The organism is Pseudomonas sp. FP2294 (assembly GCF_030687625.1).
In the GTDB taxonomy this organism is placed as follows: domain Bacteria; phylum Pseudomonadota; class Gammaproteobacteria; order Pseudomonadales; family Pseudomonadaceae; genus Aquipseudomonas; species Aquipseudomonas shahriarae.
Genome location: NZ_CP117441.1, coordinates 3,913,287 through 3,934,167 on the forward strand (window position 1 = coordinate 3,913,287; position 20,881 = coordinate 3,934,167).

A 20,881-nucleotide genomic window follows, 5' to 3' on the forward strand; every position below is an offset into this window, starting at 1 on the left:
CCCTCAGCCCTGCACCTGCCTTACACCAACTTCAACGCACGCAGGAAGTAGTCCTGCCATTGCGATTGGACCAAATTGCACTTTTGCCCATACATATCCAGCATCCCGCCAATGACCACCACCGAGTGGTGGGAGTTGGCCAGGGTACCAATCGCCCCATTTATCAGTTCTTTTACCGTGCTTTCACGGACATAGGCCGACAGCCCAAGCCTGCGCAGCGCCGCTCCCGGATACTCACCGTCGTTCAGGGTTTCCATGGCCATCTCAAAACTCTGACGAGCACGGCCGTCGTTGTTCTCCCACTGCGCGCGCTTTGCACTCGCGGCGTACAAGAAATTGGCATCGGCCAGCAATGACGGATTGGTGCCCTTCAAGTTGGAGGCTGCCTGGGCCTTTCTCAGCTCATCATGGGTCAGGGTCAACTTATAAGAATCTCTCATGACCACTTCATAGCCTTCAGCGGTGACCGTGACCTTTTTAAAGATGTCTTGCGGGCGTTGCCCAAACCTCATCATCGCCGCCTTGATCGCTGATACGGTGACACAGTTGCCTTCTACCCCTTGATAAAAGCCACTCCAGATATCAGCGGGGGGGACACCCACGGGCGCACGGGATAACTTCAGCGCACCTGTCTCGAGACTTGCGGGCGATGCCTCCGGCGCCTGCGTGTCATTGAACAACATATACCCGTAACTTCGATCAACTCTTTGCTTGTGTCCGTAGTTATGCTGGGTGTTATCCATGACAAAGGCCGAGCCAAAATTATGTGTCTCCACCACACCCAACGCGCCGCTGGCGGCCATATCAGTAGTGGGCACAAACTGGGCAAAACCAATCATTCCCATGCCCCGCAGGCAGTTCTGCGTGGTTTCGCCTTCAAGGCTCTTGCGTAAGGTCTGCTCGAAACTGCCATATTCCCCGGTTTGTTGTTTACGCTTGGCAAACGCCGCCAGCACAACATTGGCATCGGCAATGGCCGAACTGTCATTGCCAGCAAATCGCGATGCCTTCGCCGTCAGTTTTAGTTCCTCTTTGGAAATATGCACCTTAAACTCATCTTTCATCGTGATGTCATAACCATCCCCCGCGACTTTCACTTCCTCAAACATATCCCGTGGGTTTTGACCAAATGTCATCATCATCATTTTAATAACCGCCGCATGGGTGCTGCTATCAAAGCACTCACCAAAACCACGCGGGGTGGCGGTAAAAGCATTCAAGATATCATCGGGTTTCTTGCCATGTTTTATCGACAACTCACCTGAGGAAAAACTATTGGCCGGCTCAAGAGCTGCCCTATAACCATCAGTAAATAACGGATTAAACATACTTACATTCATGACACCCCCTACCCACAACAATATTAAAGACACGACAAAAACGCATTGTTAAAAAACAACAAATGCCAGATATTGAAAAGCCAGAAAAATGAATAACAAAAACCTGCGCAGGATAACTACAACGACTCTTATTTTTAAAGCTTACTCAACAGACCCTCTACAACTTTACTCAACCGATTAAAGCCACTGCATCCCCGTACGTTGGCGCCCTGCCTTTTCGGCCCCACAACTCCTCCCGACCATCAATCACTGCAACCGAATGCATGGCCCGATTGACCATCCCTACCTGCCCCCGGGCCAGGGCGCTTACAGGGACACGTTTCATATAATGTATTAAGCCCAGCCGCTGAAAACCTTCACCGGGACCATTTTCATCTTCGCCATTATTGAGACTGCGTATCGCCGCGCTAAAACTTCTCGCAGCCCTGCCATCGTTATTATCCAAATGCGCACGCTTGACACTGCAAGCAAACATGAACTCAGCATCCTTGAGTGCGCCTTTGTCTCGTCCAAAAAACCGTGCCCCTGCAGCCGCCTGCTTCAACTCCTGGTGGCTCACGGTCAAGTAATAGCCATCGCGCATCGTGACCTCATAGCCCTGGGCGGTTTTACGAACGCGTTTATAAACATCGGTAGGGCTTTGCCCAAACTTATGCATGGCTGCCTTGATCGCCGAAACAGTCACGCAATTGCCATCGGGCCCTTGGCGGAAACCGCCCCAGATATCGTCACACTTGGCCCCATTGCGCTTACTCGATAGGTCAGGAAGAGGTGTAGGTGCCGTCTCCGGTTCTGGCACTACCGGTGTTGGCTTAACCTCCGGTCTGACCGGCTCGGGAACAACCTTGACGGTGTCTTGTTCGTTACGGCCTGACAGCAATGCTGAAAGCTGGCTCAAGAAAGCGCTGAACATCGAAATAATGGCCTGCAAGTCCACCGCAGGCTTCTTCACCTCACCCGTCGCCCGCTTGAAGTGGTTATTTACCGAGTGCTGACGGGAAGCCGTGCTGCCCCCCAAACGCTGTATCGAGGGCCTCTGGGTGGCGCCATGAAACGCCTCCCCCTGCCGTCCCGAACAATCACACATGAGGTGTACAGCGCTGTTAACGTTTAACACGGACATGATTCTGCCCCCCACTAAGTGCCCCTCCGGCCGGTCACTGACCGGAGAAGCAACTGGTTGAATTTAAAGGTTTACAGGCTCTGAAGAGGTACTAGGGCCGACGAGAGAAGGCCGTAGCCCACCCCATTTCATCCGGACCGCAGTCTGGGCCCGGGGAGGTGAGGTCAGTCCCTGGCAGCGGCTTGTCCGGCTGTACTGCTGGGGTTGGCAGTGGCAAGGCATCAGGTTCTACACGGGCGTCGGTCTGGGGTACTACCACCCTGGGTTCCGGGCCAGACTTCACGCGACTATCGACCGCTGGCGGCGCCGGTTGGGGGACCACGCCGGGGTTCACGCGACTGCTGATCATGGGCACGGGCCGCTGGGGCTCCAACTCGGGTGTCACATTCGTCGTGATCACGGGTACCAGTGACGCAGGTACCGAACCAGGCTTCGTACGAACGTCAATCGCCGAATGAGCGTCCGCCGGGCAATGGCAGTTGTTGATATTGACGTTCACCCGCACCACTGAGTCGGAGGACACTTTGGAGTCTGTATCTGGAACCCGGGGCAAGACCTTGATATCCGGCGACACTGCGGGTTGCTTGCCCGGGATTAAGGGCTTGCTCTCGGCCTGCTTGTCCGCCTCGACCAGCACTTTGGCGTCCTTGCCCGGAACAGCCGGCTGGCTTTCGGCTTGCGGCTTCTTCTCGGCCGGTTTGTCCGTCTCGAGCGGCACTTTGGTGTCCTTGCCCGGAACCGCCGGCTGGCTCTCGGCTTGCGGCTTCTTCTCGACCGGTTTGTCCGTCTCGAGCGGCACTTTGGTGTCCTTGCCCGGAACCGCCGGCTGGCTCTCGGCTTGCGGCTTCTTCTCGGCCGGTTTGTCCCTATCGAGCTGGTTTTTTAAATCTTTGCCTGAAATTACCGGCTTACCCGCGTCAACCGGTGCTTTCAATTCCTTGCCTGGGAGGGCCGGGTTATCCCCAGGCTGGGATTTCACTTCAGTCGGCTTGTCCATTGTCGGCAAAACATCAGGAGAGTGTTTTTTGCCAGACAGCACATCTCGCATCGCCTTAAAGAGAAGTTCAAACATATCAAGCAGTTTTGAAAGTGCGTCGGTACTGACGACTGTACTTTCCCGCCCATTCGCAACGGTACGGTTATAATCTGGCAAAACACTCGGCTTAGCCCCCAGCGGCTTACTTGCGTCAACACTTCCAACCTGAGCAGCTACCGGCGCGGCCCGATCAAGCTGATGATTACCGACATTAACGCTCGGAGGATTATTAACAGATAGATAAGACATTAGTCATCCCTCTTTTCAGAAAAGCACCAGGGCATTCAAATACCCATAACGAACACGATTTACTGATGACTTGAAACGGTAGCAACCGAATCAAAGTCCATGATTTCGTGGAGCAAAAAGCGTTCGGGTTCCAGAAATCCCTGAAAACATAAGGACACTAATAGAGAACTTCAGACTTTTACCTATGGACTTCTGCAGAAAATCAGCTTCCCAGCGCTTTTCCTGGGGAAAACAACGTCATACCCGTTAATAAACTGCCTCGATGAAAAAAAACGTCATGATTCCTCAATCTTTCACAGGACGGCCCGTGATATTTCCCGCGCGAAAAATACAGTGGTCACGCACAGTAAAACCAAAAAACACAATCCGCTTTACACCTTCCAAACTTGGGCAAAACTAAAAACAAGTTACACACACTCACTAGTACAAAAAACCAATCGGCACTTTTCAACTAAACAACAACCGTAGCGCTACTGGTTAAATCACTTACTCCCGCCCTTAGCGCCTTAAACAAAAAAAGGGCGCCAGAGGCGCCCTTTCTTGAAGAGATGAAAAACTTAAAAATATAGACTCAGTGTTGCAGGGCCGGCTTCTGCCCCCCATTGATCGGGATGCGCTTGGCCTTTGCCTCTTCCGGCACTACTCGCAGCAGGTCAATGCTCAACAATCCATTGCTCAGGTCTGCGGCCTTGATCTCAATATGGTCCGCCAAGCGGAACGACAACTTGAAGGCGCGCTGGGCAATGCCTTGATGTAGATAGGTGACGTTCTCGGCCTTGGTGTCACGCTTGCCACCACTGACGGTCAAGACGCCTTTCTCTACCTGCAACTCCAAATCGTCTTCCTGGAAACCGGCCGCCGCGATCACGATGCGGTATTGGTCTTCAGCGTGTTTCTCGACGTTATAGGGTGGGTAGCTGCTGCCCGGCTCGTTGCGCAGCGCGGTTTCGAACAGGTCGTTGAAACGGTCGAAACCCACGGAAGAGCGGAACAGCGGTGCCAGGGAAAATGCGGTACTCATGGTCAAATCTCCTGAAATAATCAGCAAGGTTCTTTATCTCCACGACCCGAATTCGGCATCGTGTAATCCCTAGATAAGGACCGCCAAGTACATTTCAAGAGAGGCCGTAAGAAAATTTTCAGACCCCTTGGGGGTGAGGCATTCCGAGCAAACGGCTGACCTGCTGAAGGTCGGTTTCCCGGCGCAGCGCGGTAAACAGCTCTACAGCTTGCGGGTAGTTGCGCGTCAGCATCGCCAGCCACTGCTTCAGACGACCTGGTGCCTGGCGCTCAGTCAGTTGCGCTACAGACTGCGTCCAGAACTCCCGAAGCATGGGCTGCATCTCCTCCCAACTCATCTCCACCACGTCTTCACCGGCACGTGCGGCGGCGATTTGCCGGGCCAGGTCGGGACGCGCCACCAGGCCGCGACCGAGCATGATGTCCTCGACACCGCTGATCTCGCGGCAGCGTCGCCAGTCTTCGACACTCCAGATATCACCGTTGGCGAACACCGGCACCTTGACCACGTCCTGCACACGCGGGATCCACTCCCAATGGGCTGGCGGCTTGTAGCCATCGGCCTTGGTCCGCGCATGCACCACGATATGTGCCGCACCACCTTCCGCCAGAGCAGTGGCACACACCAGCGCACCGTCCGGACTGTCGAAGCCCAGGCGCATCTTGGCGGTCACCGGGATATGCGCCGGCACCGCACGACGTACGTGCTCGACGATCTGGTTGAGCAGTTCCGGTTCCTTGAGCAGCACCGCGCCGCCGCGGGACTTGTTGACCGTCTTGGCCGGGCAGCCAAAGTTCAGGTCGATCACCTCAGACCCCAACTCACAGGCCAGCGCGGCGTTTTCCGCCAGGCACACGGGATCAGAGCCCAGCAACTGCACACGCAAAGGCACGCCCGCAGCGGTTTTGGCACCGTGCAGCAGTTCAGGAGCAAGCTTGTGGAAATAGGCTGGGGTCAGCAGGCGGTCGTTGACCCGGATAAATTCGGTCACGCACCAATCAATACCGCCCACCTGGGTCAGCACGTCCCGCAGGATGTTGTCGACCAACCCCTCCATGGGCGCCAAGGCAATTTGCATGGAAAACACTCAACGAAAAACGTGGCGCAGTTTACTGGGTTTCCCACAGCAACCGTTAACCCCCTTGTCAGATGTGGATCGCCACGCCATAGCCTTCGATAAACTCCGCCGGCATGCGCTTGGGCTTGCCGCTGGAGAGTTCGATACAGACAAAGGTGGTTTGCGCACGCAACAAGGTGGCGCCATCACTGGGGCGCATCAGTTGGAAGCGCCGGGTCATCTTCAGGCGCTGGTCCCAATCGACGATCCAGGTCGCCAGTTGCAACTCATCGCCTTCGTAGCCGGCTGCCAGATAGTCGATTTCATGGCGCACCACCGCCATGGCCCGATCCAGGCGCCGGTACTCGGCAAGATCCAGGCCCAGACGCTGGGAGTGGCGCCAGGCGCAACGCTCCAACCAGGAGACGTAAACGGCATTATTGGCATGCCCCAGGCCGTCGATGTCCTCAGCGGCCACCTGCAGATCAATGATAAACGGCTTTGCCAAGTCCCAGCCCATGCCCAGCTCCCGGTCGATTAATGTCGGCGGGCAGCAGTGTAACCCATCGCTTGGCTCAAGCGGTTTGCCGCGCCGGTTCACGGCAGCCGGCCAGCAGCGCCAGCACGCCTTCGACCACTCGCGGGTCGGCCAGGACCTTCTGATGCCCGCCTTGCTCCAGGCGCAACAGGCGGCTGTCGAACCAGGCCTCGTGGATCATCTGTGAGGCCTTGACCGGGACGAAGGTGTCGTCTTCGGCATGCACGATCAGCCCTGGGATATTCATTTGATAGTGGGCCACATCCAGGTGTTTGAGCGGGATGCCCAGGGCGTACTCGACCTCCTGGATAAACGCTGCACGCGCCCGCTCCGGCATGCCGACCACCGAGGCAAAGCCGCGCAATACATCGAGCAAACGGGAAGGGGCCGCAATGCTCACCAACGCATTGGTGCGCAGGCCCAATTGGATGGCCAGCATCGCACTGGCGCCACCCATGGAGTGACCGACCACCGCGTGCAGCGGCGGTAACTCAGCGGCCGCTTCCAGCATCGCCCGGGCAAACAGCACCACGTGGGCCTCACGGCCTGGCGAGCGACCATGGGCCGGGCCGTCGAGGGCAATCACCGAATAACCGGCGCCCACCAATGCGTCGATCAAGCTGGCGAACTGGGTTGGGCGCCCTTCCCAGCCGTGCATCATCAGCACCGCCGGGCCCTGACCCCAACGCAGCGCCGACAGGCCAAAACGCAAGGTGATGCGCTCGGCCTGCGCCAGCAGCGGCAATTCCCACGCACGGGGCGGCAGATCCCGAGGCGTCATGAAGGCGCGACGCATCTGGTTGGCGATGGTTTGCGGCGCCAGCCTGCCCACGGTGCCGTTGACACGGCGAATCCAGTTCAAGGTGCTCATCCCTTCACTCCCCAGGCTCACAAGCCTTGTTCAGCGCACTGCCGACTTGGAGGCGCGCAATACACGATCCGACAATTCGCCCGGCCCCAGGGCCCGGGCCAATGCCAGGCCGCCAATCATCAAGGCCATGTCGGCCAGGGCTTTGTCGGTGTCTTCCGGGCTGGCAGCCAGTTGCGCAGCCATCAGCTCGACGTGCTGGCTCAGCACATCGCGAAACTCATCCGGCAAGCGGCTCATCTCGCCCACCGTGGCCGGGATCGGGCAGGCCTGGGCGGTAGAATCACGGTGCTTGCGCGACAGGTAGAACGCCGCCACCAGGGCGCGGCGCTCTTCGCCTGTCAGGCTGGGGTCCATATCTTCGATAGACGCCCGGCGCCGCGCCAGCAGTTGCTCGAACGCCTCCAGCATCAAGGCGTCCTTGCTTTCAAAGTGGGCGTAGAAGCCGCCAACGGTCAGGCCCGCGGCCCCCATGACCTCACCCACACTCGGTTCGGCCGGGCCACGCTGAATCAGCGCGGAGCTGGCGGCTTGCAGAATACGTTCACGGGTTTGCGCTTTTTTATCGCTCATGACGGCCTCCGAATATTACGGTTAAAATATTATCTTCATAATACTTTTTAGCAAGCGCTGAATTCGACCGCTGGTCAGAAGAGATTTTTGTAGAGGGAGGGAGAAAACCCAAACGCCAGACAAACAAAAGGGCCATTCAATAATCGAATGACCCTTATAAATCCCGCAGAGCGGGTAATCGTGGCGTCCCCTAGGGGACTCGAACCCCTGTTACCGCCGTGAAAGGGCGGTGTCCTAGGCCACTAGACGAAGGGGACACAAACCTTCTATACAACATGATCAGGCTGAGACTGATCAGTTCAAGGACGGTGTGGCCAGACCTTGAACCTGTAAATTGGTGGAGCTAAACGGGATCGAACCGTTGACCTCTTGCATGCCATGCAAGCGCTCTCCCAGCTGAGCTATAGCCCCGGATTTTTCGCCTCGCGGCGCAGCAGACCTTGCGAGCTGCTTGTTGAAACTGGCGTCCCCTAGGGGACTCGAACCCCTGTTACCGCCGTGAAAGGGCGGTGTCCTAGGCCACTAGACGAAGGGGACAAAACCTTCTGTACAACCTGATCAAGCTAGGCCTGATCAATTCAAGGACGGTGTGGCCAGACCTTGAACCTGTAAATTGGTGGAGCTAAACGGGATCGAACCGTTGACCTCTTGCATGCCATGCAAGCGCTCTCCCAGCTGAGCTATAGCCCCTCATCGGTGAGGACGGGGCGAATCTTAATGGCGCTTTGAAAGGCTGTCAAATTTATTTTCAACAATTTTCAAAGTTTTTTGCCGGGATAACAATCACTTACCGTCAAAACCCCGGAAAGCCGGGGTTTTGACCTTACCAGCGCTTAACTAGGCGATAGCACCCAGCAGCTTTTCCCATTCCTTGTTTTCTTTCTTCGACACACCGCCCAGCAAATCAAGGGCTTGGCGCAGACGGAAGCGGGTCAGGTCAGGACCGAGGATTTCCATCGCATCAAGTACCGACACCGAACTGGCCTGCCCGGTAATCGCGGCAAACATCAGCGGCATGGCATCGCGCAGTTTCAACTCCAGGGACTCGACCACCGCCTGGATGGTTGCGGTGATGGCGTCCTTCTCCCACTGGCGCAGGCTTTCAAGCTTCCACAGGATCAACTGCATCAACTGACGAACCTGGTCGGCCGAGAGCTTCTTCGACTCGAACAGCTTGGCATCCGGGTTCACGCCCCCGGCAAAGAAGAAACTGGCCAGCGGAGCGACCTGGCTGAACGTCTCCACCCTGCCCTGCACCAGCGGGGCAATCTTCATCATGTACTCGGGGTTCAACGCCCACTGCTGCACACGGCTGGCGAATTCTTCCACCGGCAGGTCACGCAGCCATTGGCCATTGAGCCACGACAGCTTCTCGATATCGAAGATCGGCCCGCCCAGGGAGACGCGGGACAGGTCGAAGTTATCGACCATTTCCTGCAGCGAGAACTTCTCGCGCTCGTCCGGCATCGACCAGCCCATGCGGCCCAGATAGTTGAGCATCGCTTCAGGCATAAAGCCCATGCGCTCGTAGAAGGTCACCGAGGTCGGGTTCTTGCGTTTGGACAGCTTGCTCTTGTCCGGGTTACGCAGCAGCGGCATGTAGCACAGCTGCGGCTGTTCCCAGCCGAAGTATTCGTAAAGCAGGATCAACTTGGGCGCCGATGGCAGCCACTCTTCGCCACGCAGCACGTGGGTGATGCCCATCAGGTGGTCATCGACCACATTGGCCAGGAAGTACGTCGGCAGGCCGTCGGTCTTCATCAGCACCTGCATGTCCATGCGGTCCCACGGGATCTCCACATCGCCGCGCAACATGTCTGGCACCACGCACACGCCTTCGCTCGGCACTTTCATACGGATGACGTGAGGTTCACCGGCAGCCAGGCGCTGGGCCACTTCTTCTTTCGACAGCAGCAGTGCGCGGCCATCGTAGCGCGGGGTTTCGCCGCGAGCCTGTTGCTCGGCGCGCATCTGGTCCAGTTCTTCGGCGGTGCAGAAGCACGGGAAGGCATGGCCCATGTCGACCAGTTGCTGGGTGTACTTTTTATAGATGTCGCTGCGCTCGCTCTGGCGATACGGGCCATGTGGGCCGCCGACATCCGGGCCTTCAGCCCAGGTAATGCCCAACCAGCGCAGGGCATCGAAAATCTGCTGTTCCGACTCACGGGTCGAACGCACTTGGTCCGTGTCTTCGATCCGCAAGATGAATTCACCGCCGTGCTGCTTGGCAAAGCAGTAGTTGAACAAGGCGATGTAGGCAGTACCGACGTGGGGATCCCCAGTAGGCGATGGCGCGATGCGCGTGCGGACGGTGGTCATGGCGGGTCTCGAATGGGCAATAAAGCTGAAAATAAAACAAGGGGCGAATGGTAACAGCCCCAAGCCCCCCGGCTCCAGCGTGGGCCGATCAACAAAGGGCATATAAACCAAGGTTGGGGCTGCAACCGCGAGATAGCTATTTGGCAGATCGTTAGCTGGCTATATTCCATTGCCTTTCGTAACCGACACTGCGCCGCCATCGCAGGCAAGCCACCCACATGTTGAAATGCATTGCACATGTGGGAGCTGGCTTGCCTGCGATGAGGCCCGCCCCATCAACGCAACTTCAGACCGTCAGCAACCGCTCGCGCAACTTGCCAATCTCATCGCGCATCTGCGCCGCCGCTTCAAACTCCAGGTCCCGCGCCAGCTGGTACATCTTCTCTTCCAGTTGGCGGATACGCTTGGTGATTTCGCTCGGCGAGCGCAGTTCGTTTTCGTACTTGGCGTTTTCCTCGGCAGCCTTGGCCATGCCTTTGCGCTTCTTGCTGCGCGAGCCCGGTACGGTGGCGCCTTCCATAATGTCGGCCACGTCCTTGAACACGCCCTTGGGGGTGATGCCATTGGCCAGGTTGAACGCAATCTGCTTGTCGCGGCGGCGCTCGGTCTCGCCGATGGCCCGCTCCATGGAGCCGGTGATGCGGTCGGCATACAAAATCGCCCGGCCATTGAGGTTACGTGCCGCACGGCCAATGGTCTGGATCAGCGAGCGTTCGGAGCGCAGGAAACCCTCCTTGTCCGCGTCCAGGATCGCCACCAGCGACACCTCGGGCATGTCCAGGCCTTCACGCAGCAGGTTGATGCCCACCAGCACATCGAACGTGCCCAGGCGCAGGTCGCGGATGATCTCCACGCGCTCCACCGTGTCGATGTCCGAGTGCAGGTAACGCACGCGCACGCCGTGGTCGGCGAGGTAATCGGTAAGGTCTTCGGACATGCGCTTGGTCAGCGTGGTGACCAGCACCCGTTCTTCCAGGGCCACGCGCTTGGTGATCTCCGACAGCAAGTCATCGACCTGGGTCAGGGCCGGGCGGATCTCGATTTGCGGGTCGACCAGGCCGGTGGGACGCACCAGTTGCTCGATCACCCGGCCAGCATGCTCGGCCTCGTAGTTGCCCGGCGTGGCCGACACAAAGATGGTCTGCGGGCTGATGCTTTCCCATTCGTCAAAGCGCATCGGCCGGTTATCCAGCGCCGAAGGCAGGCGGAAGCCATACTCCACCAGGGTTTCCTTGCGCGAACGGTCGCCTTTATACATGGCGCCGACTTGCGGCACGCTGACGTGGGATTCGTCGATCACCAGCAAGGCGTCTGCCGGCAGGTAGTCGTAGAGGGTCGGTGGTGGCGCGCCGGATTCGCGCCCCGACAGGTAGCGCGAGTAGTTTTCGATGCCGTTGCAGTAGCCCAGCTCGAGGATCATCTCCAGGTCAAAACGCGTGCGCTGCTCCAGACGCTGGGCTTCCACCAGCTTATTGTTGGCGCGCAGGTATTCGAGGCGCTCGGCCAGCTCGGCCTTGATCCCCTCCATGGCATCCAAAAGGGTTTCACGGGGTGTCACATAGTGGCTTTTTGGATAGAACGTGAAACGCGGCAGTTTGCGGATCACTTCGCCAGTCAATGGATCGAAGGCCGACAAACTCTCGACTTCATCGTCGAACAGCTCGATCCGGATCGCCTCCAGGTCCGACTCTGCCGGGTAGATGTCGATCACGTCGCCACGCACGCGGAAGGTCGCGCGGGCGAAGTCCATATCGTTGCGGGTGTATTGCAAATCCGCCAGGCGCCGCAGCAAGGCGCGCTGGTCGAGTTTGTCGCCGCGATCGACGTGCAGCACCATCTTCAAATAGGTTTCCGGGCTGCCCAGGCCGTAGATGCAAGAAACGGTGGTGACGATGATCGCGTCCTTGCGTTCCAGCAGCGCCTTGGTCGCCGACAGCCGCATCTGCTCGATATGGTCGTTGATCGACGCATCCTTCTCGATAAAGGTATCGGAGGACGGCACATAGGCTTCGGGCTGGTAGTAGTCGTAGTAGGAGACGAAGTACTCCACCGCGTTGTTCGGGAAGAACGCCTTGAATTCACCGTACAACTGCGCGGCGAGGGTCTTGTTCGGTGCCAGCACCAGGGTCGGGCGGTTGATCTGCGCGATCACGTTGGCAATGCTGAAGGTCTTGCCGGAGCCGGTCACCCCAAGCAAGGTCTGGTGGGACAGGCCAGCCTCGATGCCTTCGACCATCAGGCGGATGGCCTCGGGCTGGTCGCCAGCAGGTTCAAAGCGGGTGACTAGTTGGAAATCCGACATAACGTACCTCTTGAAGTCACCCCAGACTGTAAACCCGTCGGGGACGAAAAAGACCACAGCCTGCTAAATATCAGAGCGAGCCGTAGGAAAAAACCATGATAGCTGTAGAAGTGGAGGCGAATGTGACGGGTTTCAAGGCAATCGTCCTGCATGCCTGCGGCCATCAATGTTGCAATAAGACTAACGGTCGATAAATAAACCGAAAAACTTGGCCGAAAAGCCATTTCGGCTGTCGCCGCGAGCGGTGTTGGCCTCTATACTAGCTCCCCGTTTGTGCACCGCTCTAGTGCATTCGGCTGGAGCGCGACACGTCCCTCCATTCCCCCATAGAGCTGCCGCAAAAATGAGCCTGTTCTCCGCTGTCGAAATGGCACCACGCGATCCTATCCTGGGCCTCAACGAAGCATTCAACGCCGATACCCGTACTGACAAGGTCAACCTTGGCGTGGGCGTTTACTGCAACGAGGAGGGGAAGATTCCACTCCTGCGTGCCGTTGCCGAAGCGGAAGCCATTCGCGTGGCGCAACACGCCGCCCGTGGCTACTTGCCGATTGATGGCATTGCCGCCTACGACCTGGCCGTGCAAAAGCTGCTGTTCGGCACTGAGTCGCCGCTGTTGAGCGCTGGTCGGGTGATCACTGCCCAGGCCGTTGGCGGCACCGGCGCACTGAAAATCGGCGCTGACTTCCTCAAGCAACTGCTGCCCAATGCCGTAGTTGCCATCAGCGACCCAAGCTGGGAAAACCACCAGGCGCTGTTCGAAAAAGCCGGCTTCCCGGTACAGACCTATCGTTATTACGACGCGGCCACCCACGATGTGAACCGCGCCGGCCTGCTGGAAGACCTCAACGCCCTGCCCGCCCAGTCCATCGTCGTGCTGCACGCCTGCTGCCACAACCCGACCGGCGTCGACCTGAGCCCAGCCGACTGGAAAGACGTGCTGGAAGTGGTCAAGGCCAAGAACCTGGTGCCGTTCCTCGACATGGCCTACCAGGGCTTTGGCGACGGTATCGACGAAGATGCCGCCGCCGTGCGCCTGTTCGCCGAGTCGGGCCTGACCTTCTTTGTGTCCAGTTCGTTCTCCAAATCGTTCTCGCTGTACGGCGAGCGCGTGGGCGCACTGTCCATCGTCAGCGAATCGAAAGAAGAAAGCGCGCGCATCCTGTCCCAGGTCAAACGCGTGATCCGCACCAACTACTCCAACCCGCCGACCCACGGCGCGGCGATTGTGGCGGCAGTGCTCAACAACCCAGAGCTGCGCGCCCAGTGGGAAGCAGAACTGGCCGAAATGCGTTTGCGCATCCGCGGCATGCGCGAGCAGATGGTCAGCGACCTGGCCAAAGCTGCTCCGGGCCACGACTTCAGCTTCGTCGGTCGCCAGCGCGGGATGTTCTCCTACTCCGGCCTGACCGTAGAGCAAGTCACCCGCCTGCGCAGCGAATTCGGTATCTACGCCCTCGACACCGGTCGCATCTGCGTGGCGGCGTTGAACCAGGCGAATATCGCTGCCGTGACCAAGGCGATTGTGCAGGTGCTGTAAGCCTGATCGCGGGGTACGAAGGGGAAGCCAGTGGCTTCCCCTTTCCATTTGTGCCCCCCCGTGGCGAGCGAGCTTGCTCGCGTTGGGCTGCGCAGCAGCCCCAATACCTGCCACCCTGAACTTACTGGACCACCACGGTGCCTGAACAAGGGGCCGCTATGCGCCCCAACGCGAGCAAGCTCGCTCGCCACAACAAGTTCACCACTTGCGGCGCCCAACCCCTAGACTGAACACCGACTGCCCCTTTGCTGCGAGAGCCTTATGAGAAACGACGACCTGGACCTGCGTGCCGACCGCGACGAACTGGATCACTTCACCCCGCGCACGCCCCCAGCCAAGCGGCAAAAAAGCCTGGTGCTGCAAGTGGCCCTGGGCGTCTTCCTCGGCGGCCTGGCCCTGTGGCTGGTACAACTGGGGGCCACGGCGCTGATGGCGAAACTGGCGATGGGCACCCTGCAGTTTGGTGGCTAGCTTGCCGATTCCTACAGGGGAATGCGTTCCTGTAGCAGTTGCACAAAGCTGTCCAAACTCTGCGACACCGTGCCCCGACGCCAGATCAGCCAGGTGTTGAGCAGGCGGAACTCATCGGCCAACGGCCATACGCTGACCGTGGTAAACCCCGGCATGCTCTCCAACATGCTGCGCGGCATCAGCGCCAGCCCGGCGCCGGCGCTGACACAGGCGAGCATGCCGTGGTACGACTCCATCTCGAAAATCTTCCCCGGCATAGCGCCGTCCTGGGAAAACCAGCGCTCAAAGTGGTGCCGGTATGAGCAGTTGGAGCGAAAGGTATAGATGTTCTCACCGTTCACATCCTGCCCACGGCTGATCGGCGCGTGATGCAAGGGCGCAATCACCACCATCTCCTCCTCAAACACCGCCACTCCCTCCAGGGTCGGGTGCAACACCGGGCCATCGACAAACGCCGCCGCCAGTCGCCCCGATAACACGCCTTCGATCATCGTGCCCGAGGGCCCAGTGGTCAGGTCCAGTTCGACCTTGGCGTGTTTCTGGTTGTAGGCCGCCAGCAATGCCGGGATTCGCACGGCGGCGGTGCTTTCCAGCGAGCCCAGGGCGAAGGGGCCCTGGGGCTCCTCACCCGCCACGGTGGCGCGGGCCTCTTGCACCAGGTCAAGGATGCGCCGTGCATAACCGAGGAAATTCCAGCCGGCAGGCGACAGGCGCAGTCGACTTTTCTCACGGATAAACAGCTCGACACCCAGGTCCTGCTCCAATTGCTTGATACGGGTGGTCAGGTTCGATGGCACCCGATGAATCAGCTGTGCGGCGGCGCTGATGCTGCCTTGCTCGGCCACGGCCTTGAAAATCTCCAACTGCACCAGATCCAAGTCATTCTCCAATCGTGAACGTATTGCTTAATATTATTCAGTTCCCGGAAAAGATACAGCCCCGTACGCTGGGCACCTTCTCCAACACTGCGCAGGACGGTGCCATGAACGCTATCACTCACCAGACCCATGCCTTGTCGATCAACCCCGCCAATGGCGAAACCGTCGGCAGCTACCCGTACGAATCCGCCGCGCAACTGGATGCCGCCCTCACTCGCGCCAGCACCGCCTTTCACAAGGGTCGCCATACGCCAGTGGCACAGCGCGCCGAAATGCTCCTGGCCCTGGCCGGCGCCCTGCGTGAACAAGCCGAAGAAATGGCGCAAATGATCACCCTGGAAATGGGCAAGCCCATCGCCCAGGCCCGTGGCGAAATCGAGAAATGCGCCTTGCTGGCCGAGTGGTACGCCGTCCACGGCCCGGCCATGCTCGCCCCGGAACCGACCCTGGTGGACAACGGCAGCGCCCAGATCGAATATCGCCCCTTGGGCCCGATCCTCGCGGTAATGCCGTGGAATTTCCCGGTGTGGCAAGTGCTGCGCGGCGCCGTGCCGACCATGCTCAGCGGCAATACCTACGTGCTCAAGCACGCGCCCAACGTGATGGGCAGCGCCTACCTGATGCAACAGGCCTTCCACAAAGCCGGCTTCGCCGATGGCCTGTTCGAAGTGATCAACGTCACCCCCGACGGCGTGTCCAAGGCCATCGCCGACCCACGCATCGCCGCCGTGACCCTGACCGGCAGCGTGCGCGCGGGCATCGCCATCGGCTCGCAAGCCGGCGCCGCGCTGAAAAAGTGCGTACTGGAACTGGGCGGCTCCGACCCCTTTATCGTGCTCAACGACGCCGACCTCGACGCCGCCGTGCAAGCGGCGGTGATCGGCCGCTTCCAGAACTCCGGCCAGGTCTGCGCCGCCGCCAAGCGCCTGATCATCGAGCAAGGCGTGGTCGAGGCGTTCACCGCCAGATTCCTTGAAGCCAGCCGCCAACTGGTGATGGGCGACCCGACGTCGAGCGACACCTACATTGGCCCCATGGCCCGCTTCGACCTGCGTGACGAGCTGCACGCACAAGTCCAGGCGACCCTGGCCGAAGGCGCCACCCTGCTGCTGGGCGGCCATCCTATTGAAGGCGCGGGCAACTATTACGCCCCCACCGTCCTGGCCAACGTCACCGACCAGATGACCTCGTTCAGACAGGAACTGTTCGGCCCCGTCGCCTCGATCATCAGCGCCCGCGACGCCGAGCATGCCGTGGCCCTGGCCAACGACAGCGAGTTCGGCCTCACTGCCAGCCTCTTCACCCGCGACCCAGCCAAGGCACGCGAGATCGCCAACCAGCTGGAAACCGGCGGGGTCTTTATCAACGCCTACAGCGTGTCCGATCCTCGGGTGGCGTTTGGCGGGGTGAAAAAGAGTGGGTTTGGCCGCGAACTGTCACATTTCGGCGTGCGGGAATTCTGCAATGCGCAGACGGTATGGATAGATCGGCGGTAGGCCGATAGTCAAGATTGCTCATTGCCAGCCTGCAGGTTCGGGATATGATCAGGCCGATATTTGAACCGGACTGCACTGACCTATGCCCGTTGACCTGCAAGCGCTCTACCCCAAACTGATCCATCTGATGCTGGATACGGTTTTCGTGGTCGACAGGGACAATCAGATCGCATTTGTCAGCGATGCCTGCGAGACGCTGCTCGGCTACCGTGCCGACGAGTTGACCGGCAACTTGATCACCGACTATATGCACCCTGAAGACCTGGCGGCCACCCGAGCCTCGATCATCCGGGTGATGAACGGCCAGCCCCACGTCGATTTCCGCAACCGCTATCTGCGCAAGGATGGCAGTGTCGTGCATATCCTGTGGGCGGCATTCTGGTCCGAGGATGTGGGCGCCCGGATCGGCGTGGCGCGGGACATCACCGCCCTCACCCAGGCCGAGGAGGAACTGCGCTTTCTCGCCCACCACGACCCACTGACCGCCCTGACCAATCGCTCGTTGTTCAATGATCGGCTGGACTCCGCGTTGCGCAACGCGCGCCGCCAGAACAGCACACTGGCGCTGCTGTTCCTGGATATCAATGATTTCAAGGGCATCAACGATGTGCATGGGCATGCCGCCGGCGACCGCGTGCTGTGTGCCATTGCACGACGCCTGGAAGGCTGTGTGCGGGACACCGACACAGTAGCGCGTATGGGTGGGGATGAATTCACCGTGCTGTTGACCGATCTTCATTCAGAAGAGGCGGTGGCCGAGAAGGTACAGCAGATCCTTGCCATCATGGCCGAACCGCTGGGCCCTGAGTTTGGCCCGGTGACAATGCCATCGTGCAGCATCGGCGTAGCCCGTTACCCGGCTGACGGGGACAATGCCGATACGCTGCTCAGCCATGCCGATGGTGATATGTACCGGCTGAAGAAACTCCACCGCGCGGCCGCCAAGCGAGCTATTTGTTGAAGCGGCGCAGTTGTGCCGGTTCGGGCTTACTGGCAGGCCAACGCGTGTAGGCCATCAACGGTTATTGCGCAGGATCGAGAAATTCAACGCCGCCGCGACACTCAGCCACGCCAGGTACGGGAACAGGATCAACCCGGTGATCAGGTCCAGGCGCACCGCCAGCACCACCATCGCCGCCACGGTGAGCCAGAGCAGCGTGATAATCAGCATCCCCGCAAGAATCCGATGCGCGCCGAAGGACACCGGGGTCCACAGCGTATTCAAGGCAATCTGCGCCGCCCACAGGGCCAGCACTGTCTGACTGCCGGGGATCAGGCTCAGGCGGTAACCGGCCCAGGCGAGTAGCAGGTAGATGATCGTCCAGGCCACCGGAAACAACCAATTGGGTGGGATGAAGCGCGGTTTGACCAGGGATTGATACCAGGCGCCGGGCTTGAACATGATGCCGGTGCTGGCAGCGGTGGCGCAGGCGAGCAGGAAGATGAAGAACGTCATGGTCGGTCCCTATATGGATGGCGCACGCAGTTGGCACCGTAACGTCTCAAATGACCCAACCTTGCGGCCATAAATTCAATCGGCGCCGAAACGAATCCGCTTGATTGACCGATTTTCGCGTAGCCCGCACCTTTTTCACGTCATATAAAAGGTTTAGGGTGCGTTGATTCTTCCCATTCCTTAGAGAATCGAGCGCTTGGCCAACGTCCCCGCTGATCACCGCAGCAGTCCCTGGTCGGTTTTCCTGATTTTCCTGCGCCTGGGTCTGACCTCCTTCGGCGGACCTGTCGCCCACCTCGGCTACTTTCGCGATGAATTCGTCACGCGGCGGCGCTGGCTGAGCGAGCGCAGCTATGCAGACCTGGTCGCGCTCTGCCAGTTTCTCCCCGGCCCGGCCAGCAGCCAGGTGGGCATCGCCCTGGGTTTGTCACGGGCAGGCTACAGCGGCGCACTGGCGGCCTGGGCCGGGTTTACCTTGCCGTCCGCCGTGCTCTTGATCCTGTTCGCCCTGGGCCTGACCCAGCATAGCTCGGCCATACCGAACGGCGCGCTGCATGGCCTCAAAGTCGTCGCCGTGGCGGTCGTCGCCCAAGCCGTGTGGGGCATGGCGCGCAACCTGTGCCATAGCGGGGGGCGCATGCTCCTGATGCTGATGGCCGCCGTCATTACCCTGTTGATACCGTCGGCCTGGGGCCAGGTCGCGGTGATTGCCGGCGCAGGCGTCGTCGGCCTGCTGCTGTTCAGCCCCGTCCCCAACGCCACCCACGAAGCACTCGCCATCCCCATCCGCCGCCGCGCGGGAGTGATGTGGTTGGCGCTGTTCTTGATCCTGCTGGTGGGCCTGCCGCTCCTCGCCCAGACGCTGCCCAACCAGAGCCTGGCGCTGCTAGACGCGTTCTACCGCAGCGGCTCGCTGGTGTTCGGCGGCGGCCACGTGGTACTGCCCCTACTGCAAGCCGAAGTAGTGCCGCCGCAATGGGTGAGCAACGACGTGTTCCTCGCCGGCTACGGCGCGGCCCAAGCCGTGCCCGGGCCCTTGTTTACCTTCGCCGCGTTCCTCGGCGCCGCAATGAACCCAGCCCCCACCGGCTGGCTCGGCGGCGTGATCTGCCTGCTGGCTATCTTCACGCCGTCGTTTCTCTTGATCTTCGCCGCCCTGCCCTTTTGGCAAAGCCTGCGCCAAAACACACGCGCACAGGCCGCACTGGCCGGCGTGAACGCCGCGGTGGTGGGTTTATTACTGGCGGCGCTGTACCAACCGGTGTGGACCAACGCGATATTCACCGCACAAGACTTCGGCCTGGCACTGATCGCCCTGGTGGCGCTGATGTTCTGCAAACTGCCGCCATGGCTCGTGGTTGCAGGCAGCGGCGCAGCGGGCTGGTTATTGAGTCTGATCGTGTAGACAACCCAGCCACCACGCCCTGCTCGACAGCCGGGGCGTGCAGCTACTAGCCCTTCAACTCAGCCGCACGATGGCTGGCAGCGTCGTCGTAAGCCACATACAACGACTCGGCGATTTGGCTTTTGATGGCTTTGGTGGACTCCAGGCCTAGGACAAAACCTTCGGCTTTGCCGCCTGCGCGATTCAGGTCTTCAGGCGTGCTGGCGCCAGTGATCGCTTCCAGCAACTTGATGGCATGTGGGCCTACGCCTTTGGGCAGGCTGATCTGGTCAATGCTCATTGCGGCACCTCGAATGAGGCTGGGGACGGTGTGTTGCGGGTTAACGAGGTCATGTGCGATACCTTGATGGCTGGGGGCCGATAGCGCGAGGAACCACTGCCGGAGGGGCATGGTAGACCGGGATGGGCAAAAAAGGGCTGATTTCGCGACCACATCGGTGCAGCACTTGCCATCCCAGCCTCTGAGAACAAGAGGGAACGCCGCCGAACCCGGGCTCGACGGCTCGCTCGACTCTCAAGCTCCATTCAGAAGCGTTTAGGCAGGATCCGCGCCAGGGTGTTTTCCCGAACCCAGTAGTGATGGAACAAACCTGCCGCCGCATGCAAACCGATCAGCCAGTAACCGCTACTGCCAAGCAACTCGTGCCAATGCTTGAACTGCTTTGCCAGGTCCGGATCGACCGACACAAGTGACGGCAGAAAAAACCCGAAGTAAGGCATCGGTTTGCCTGCCGCCGACAACATCAGCCAGGCCAGCAGCGGGGTCGCAATCATCAGCCCATACAATGCCAGATGCATCAGGTGCGAAGCGCCGGTCTGCCACGCAGGCAAGGCAGGCGTTATGGGTGGCCGGGGAGTCAGGCGCCCAAGCAGACGCACCCAGACCAGAAGAAAAATGCTTGCCCCCAAAAGCCCGTGCAGCCCCAGGAATAGGCTTCTCATGGTGCCCCCACGGGGTAGCAGGCCTTTGATTTCGATGCTGGCATAGACACCGACAAACAGCCCCAGCATCAGCCAGTGCAATGCAATCGACAGTTTTCCATAACGTTGGGTGGATGAGTCTCGGGTCATGCTGGGCCTCTGCAGTCATTCTGGCGAGCGAGTCATTCGCCCGACCTCGATCCGGTTTAACGCCTGATCGAACCACGCCACCCTGCCCGCCCAGCCTTAATACAATCTGAAGAAGCGCCAGCCCGTCTGTTGCGACCT

At 59.6% G+C, this 20,881-nt stretch carries 19 protein-coding genes and 4 tRNA genes; 5 read left to right on the forward strand and 18 right to left on the reverse strand.

What is annotated here, in order from left to right; all coding sequences use genetic code 11:
* Positions 1–20: 20 nt before the first annotated feature.
* The 14 genes from PSH73_RS17375 to uvrB form a co-directional block, all read right to left on the reverse strand.
* The gene (locus tag PSH73_RS17375) at positions 21–1,340 is read right to left on the reverse strand and encodes a hypothetical protein (protein ID WP_305461076.1); all 1,320 of its coding nucleotides are present in this window, start codon (positions 1,338–1,340) and stop codon (positions 21–23) included.
* A gap of 169 nt (positions 1,341–1,509) precedes the next feature.
* Entirely contained in the window at positions 1,510–2,292 is a 783-nt protein-coding gene (locus PSH73_RS17380) for a hypothetical protein (protein WP_273878894.1), read from the reverse strand.
* Between the two features lie 262 nt (positions 2,293–2,554).
* On the reverse strand, positions 2,555–3,748 hold the full coding sequence (locus PSH73_RS17385; RefSeq protein WP_305461080.1) for a hypothetical protein: 1,194 nt from the start codon (positions 3,746–3,748) through the stop codon (positions 2,555–2,557).
* Between the two features lie 571 nt (positions 3,749–4,319).
* Complete coding sequence (locus PSH73_RS17390; protein ID WP_057438600.1) at positions 4,320–4,769, reverse strand: Hsp20 family protein; 450 nt, start codon at positions 4,767–4,769, stop codon at positions 4,320–4,322.
* A gap of 118 nt (positions 4,770–4,887) precedes the next feature.
* Entirely contained in the window at positions 4,888–5,847 is a 960-nt protein-coding gene (locus PSH73_RS17395) for a tRNA-dihydrouridine synthase (protein ID WP_057438599.1), read from the reverse strand.
* Between the two features lie 67 nt (positions 5,848–5,914).
* Positions 5,915–6,346: a thioesterase family protein gene (locus PSH73_RS17400; RefSeq protein ID WP_057438598.1), complete on the reverse strand. Its 432-nt coding sequence runs from the start codon at positions 6,344–6,346 to the stop codon at positions 5,915–5,917.
* Between the two features lie 55 nt (positions 6,347–6,401).
* On the reverse strand, positions 6,402–7,235 hold the full coding sequence (locus tag PSH73_RS17405) for an alpha/beta hydrolase (RefSeq protein WP_115128640.1): 834 nt from the start codon (positions 7,233–7,235) through the stop codon (positions 6,402–6,404).
* 30 nt (positions 7,236–7,265) lie between these two features.
* Positions 7,266–7,805, reverse strand: a complete 540-nt coding sequence (locus tag PSH73_RS17410; protein ID WP_057438596.1) for a TetR/AcrR family transcriptional regulator — start codon at positions 7,803–7,805, stop codon at positions 7,266–7,268.
* Positions 7,806–7,986: 181 nt separating this feature from the next.
* Positions 7,987–8,062, reverse strand: a tRNA-Glu gene (locus PSH73_RS17415).
* Between the two features lie 78 nt (positions 8,063–8,140).
* A tRNA-Ala gene (locus tag PSH73_RS17420) sits at positions 8,141–8,216 on the reverse strand.
* A 50-nt stretch (positions 8,217–8,266) separates the two neighbouring features.
* A tRNA-Glu gene (locus PSH73_RS17425) sits at positions 8,267–8,342 on the reverse strand.
* A gap of 77 nt (positions 8,343–8,419) precedes the next feature.
* Positions 8,420–8,495: transfer RNA gene (locus PSH73_RS17430), tRNA-Ala, on the reverse strand.
* A 147-nt stretch (positions 8,496–8,642) separates the two neighbouring features.
* Positions 8,643–10,124, reverse strand: coding sequence for a glutamate--tRNA ligase (gltX, locus tag PSH73_RS17435; protein WP_057960187.1), 1,482 nt, complete (start codon positions 10,122–10,124; stop codon positions 8,643–8,645).
* A gap of 286 nt (positions 10,125–10,410) precedes the next feature.
* Positions 10,411–12,426 (reverse strand): excinuclease ABC subunit UvrB, encoded by a 2,016-nt coding sequence (gene uvrB, locus PSH73_RS17440; protein ID WP_057960188.1) that lies wholly within the window; start codon positions 12,424–12,426, stop codon positions 10,411–10,413.
* Positions 12,427–12,769: 343 nt separating this feature from the next.
* Between uvrB and PSH73_RS17445 the strand changes: the two genes are divergently transcribed.
* Positions 12,770–13,966, forward strand: a complete 1,197-nt coding sequence (locus PSH73_RS17445) for an amino acid aminotransferase (RefSeq protein WP_057960189.1) — start codon at positions 12,770–12,772, stop codon at positions 13,964–13,966.
* A gap of 261 nt (positions 13,967–14,227) precedes the next feature.
* Positions 14,228–14,437 (forward strand): hypothetical protein, encoded by a 210-nt coding sequence (locus PSH73_RS17450; RefSeq protein ID WP_057438594.1) that lies wholly within the window; start codon positions 14,228–14,230, stop codon positions 14,435–14,437.
* 11 nt (positions 14,438–14,448) lie between these two features.
* Here the strand turns inward: PSH73_RS17450 and PSH73_RS17455 are convergent, their stop codons facing one another.
* Positions 14,449–15,315, reverse strand: a complete 867-nt coding sequence (locus PSH73_RS17455; RefSeq protein WP_057438593.1) for a LysR family transcriptional regulator — start codon at positions 15,313–15,315, stop codon at positions 14,449–14,451.
* A gap of 104 nt (positions 15,316–15,419) precedes the next feature.
* Between PSH73_RS17455 and PSH73_RS17460 the strand changes: the two genes are divergently transcribed.
* Positions 15,420–16,811, forward strand: coding sequence for an aldehyde dehydrogenase family protein (locus PSH73_RS17460; protein WP_305461084.1), 1,392 nt, complete (start codon positions 15,420–15,422; stop codon positions 16,809–16,811).
* 82 nt (positions 16,812–16,893) lie between these two features.
* Positions 16,894–17,772, forward strand: a complete 879-nt coding sequence (locus PSH73_RS17465) for a sensor domain-containing diguanylate cyclase (protein ID WP_198818276.1) — start codon at positions 16,894–16,896, stop codon at positions 17,770–17,772.
* Between the two features lie 54 nt (positions 17,773–17,826).
* Here PSH73_RS17465 and PSH73_RS17470 read toward each other — a convergent pair whose 3' ends face one another.
* On the reverse strand, positions 17,827–18,267 hold the full coding sequence (locus PSH73_RS17470; protein ID WP_305461086.1) for a TspO/MBR family protein: 441 nt from the start codon (positions 18,265–18,267) through the stop codon (positions 17,827–17,829).
* Between the two features lie 196 nt (positions 18,268–18,463).
* Between PSH73_RS17470 and chrA the strand changes: the two genes are divergently transcribed.
* Entirely contained in the window at positions 18,464–19,672 is a 1,209-nt protein-coding gene (gene chrA / locus PSH73_RS17475; RefSeq protein WP_169960213.1) for a chromate efflux transporter, read from the forward strand.
* A 46-nt stretch (positions 19,673–19,718) separates the two neighbouring features.
* Here the strand turns inward: chrA and PSH73_RS17480 are convergent, their stop codons facing one another.
* Together PSH73_RS17480 and PSH73_RS17485 are read right to left on the reverse strand one after the other, a co-directional pair.
* Positions 19,719–19,952 (reverse strand): hypothetical protein, encoded by a 234-nt coding sequence (locus PSH73_RS17480; RefSeq protein WP_057438590.1) that lies wholly within the window; start codon positions 19,950–19,952, stop codon positions 19,719–19,721.
* Positions 19,953–20,197: 245 nt separating this feature from the next.
* A complete protein-coding gene (locus tag PSH73_RS17485; RefSeq protein WP_305461089.1) occupies positions 20,198–20,743 on the reverse strand; it encodes a cytochrome b in 546 nt (181 codons plus the stop codon).
* Between the last annotated feature and the right edge of the window lie 138 nt (positions 20,744–20,881).

Excerpts from the sequence above, each read along its gene's own strand:
- PSH73_RS17375 (WP_305461076.1), bottom strand. The coding sequence starts at position 1,340 with ATGAATGTAAGTATGTTTAATCCGTTATTTACTGATGGTTATAGGGCA.
- PSH73_RS17385 (WP_305461080.1), bottom strand. The coding sequence starts at position 3,748 with ATGTCTTATCTATCTGTTAATAATCCTCCGAGCGTTAATGTCGGTAAT.
- PSH73_RS17390 (WP_057438600.1), bottom strand. The coding sequence starts at position 4,769 with ATGAGTACCGCATTTTCCCTGGCACCGCTGTTCCGCTCTTCCGTGGGT.
- PSH73_RS17395 (WP_057438599.1), bottom strand. The coding sequence starts at position 5,847 with ATGCAAATTGCCTTGGCGCCCATGGAGGGGTTGGTCGACAACATCCTG.
- PSH73_RS17400 (WP_057438598.1), bottom strand. The coding sequence starts at position 6,346 with ATGGGCTGGGACTTGGCAAAGCCGTTTATCATTGATCTGCAGGTGGCC.
- PSH73_RS17405 (WP_115128640.1), bottom strand. The coding sequence starts at position 7,235 with ATGAGCACCTTGAACTGGATTCGCCGTGTCAACGGCACCGTGGGCAGG.
- PSH73_RS17410 (WP_057438596.1), bottom strand. The coding sequence starts at position 7,805 with ATGAGCGATAAAAAAGCGCAAACCCGTGAACGTATTCTGCAAGCCGCC.
- gltX (WP_057960187.1), bottom strand. The coding sequence starts at position 10,124 with ATGACCACCGTCCGCACGCGCATCGCGCCATCGCCTACTGGGGATCCC.
- uvrB (WP_057960188.1), bottom strand. The coding sequence starts at position 12,426 with ATGTCGGATTTCCAACTAGTCACCCGCTTTGAACCTGCTGGCGACCAG.
- PSH73_RS17445 (WP_057960189.1), top strand. The coding sequence starts at position 12,770 with ATGAGCCTGTTCTCCGCTGTCGAAATGGCACCACGCGATCCTATCCTG.
- PSH73_RS17450 (WP_057438594.1), top strand. The coding sequence starts at position 14,228 with ATGAGAAACGACGACCTGGACCTGCGTGCCGACCGCGACGAACTGGAT.
- PSH73_RS17460 (WP_305461084.1), top strand. The coding sequence starts at position 15,420 with ATGAACGCTATCACTCACCAGACCCATGCCTTGTCGATCAACCCCGCC.
- PSH73_RS17465 (WP_198818276.1), top strand. The coding sequence starts at position 16,894 with ATGCCCGTTGACCTGCAAGCGCTCTACCCCAAACTGATCCATCTGATG.
- PSH73_RS17470 (WP_305461086.1), bottom strand. The coding sequence starts at position 18,267 with ATGACGTTCTTCATCTTCCTGCTCGCCTGCGCCACCGCTGCCAGCACC.
- PSH73_RS17480 (WP_057438590.1), bottom strand. The coding sequence starts at position 19,952 with ATGAGCATTGACCAGATCAGCCTGCCCAAAGGCGTAGGCCCACATGCC.
- PSH73_RS17485 (WP_305461089.1), bottom strand. The coding sequence starts at position 20,743 with ATGACCCGAGACTCATCCACCCAACGTTATGGAAAACTGTCGATTGCA.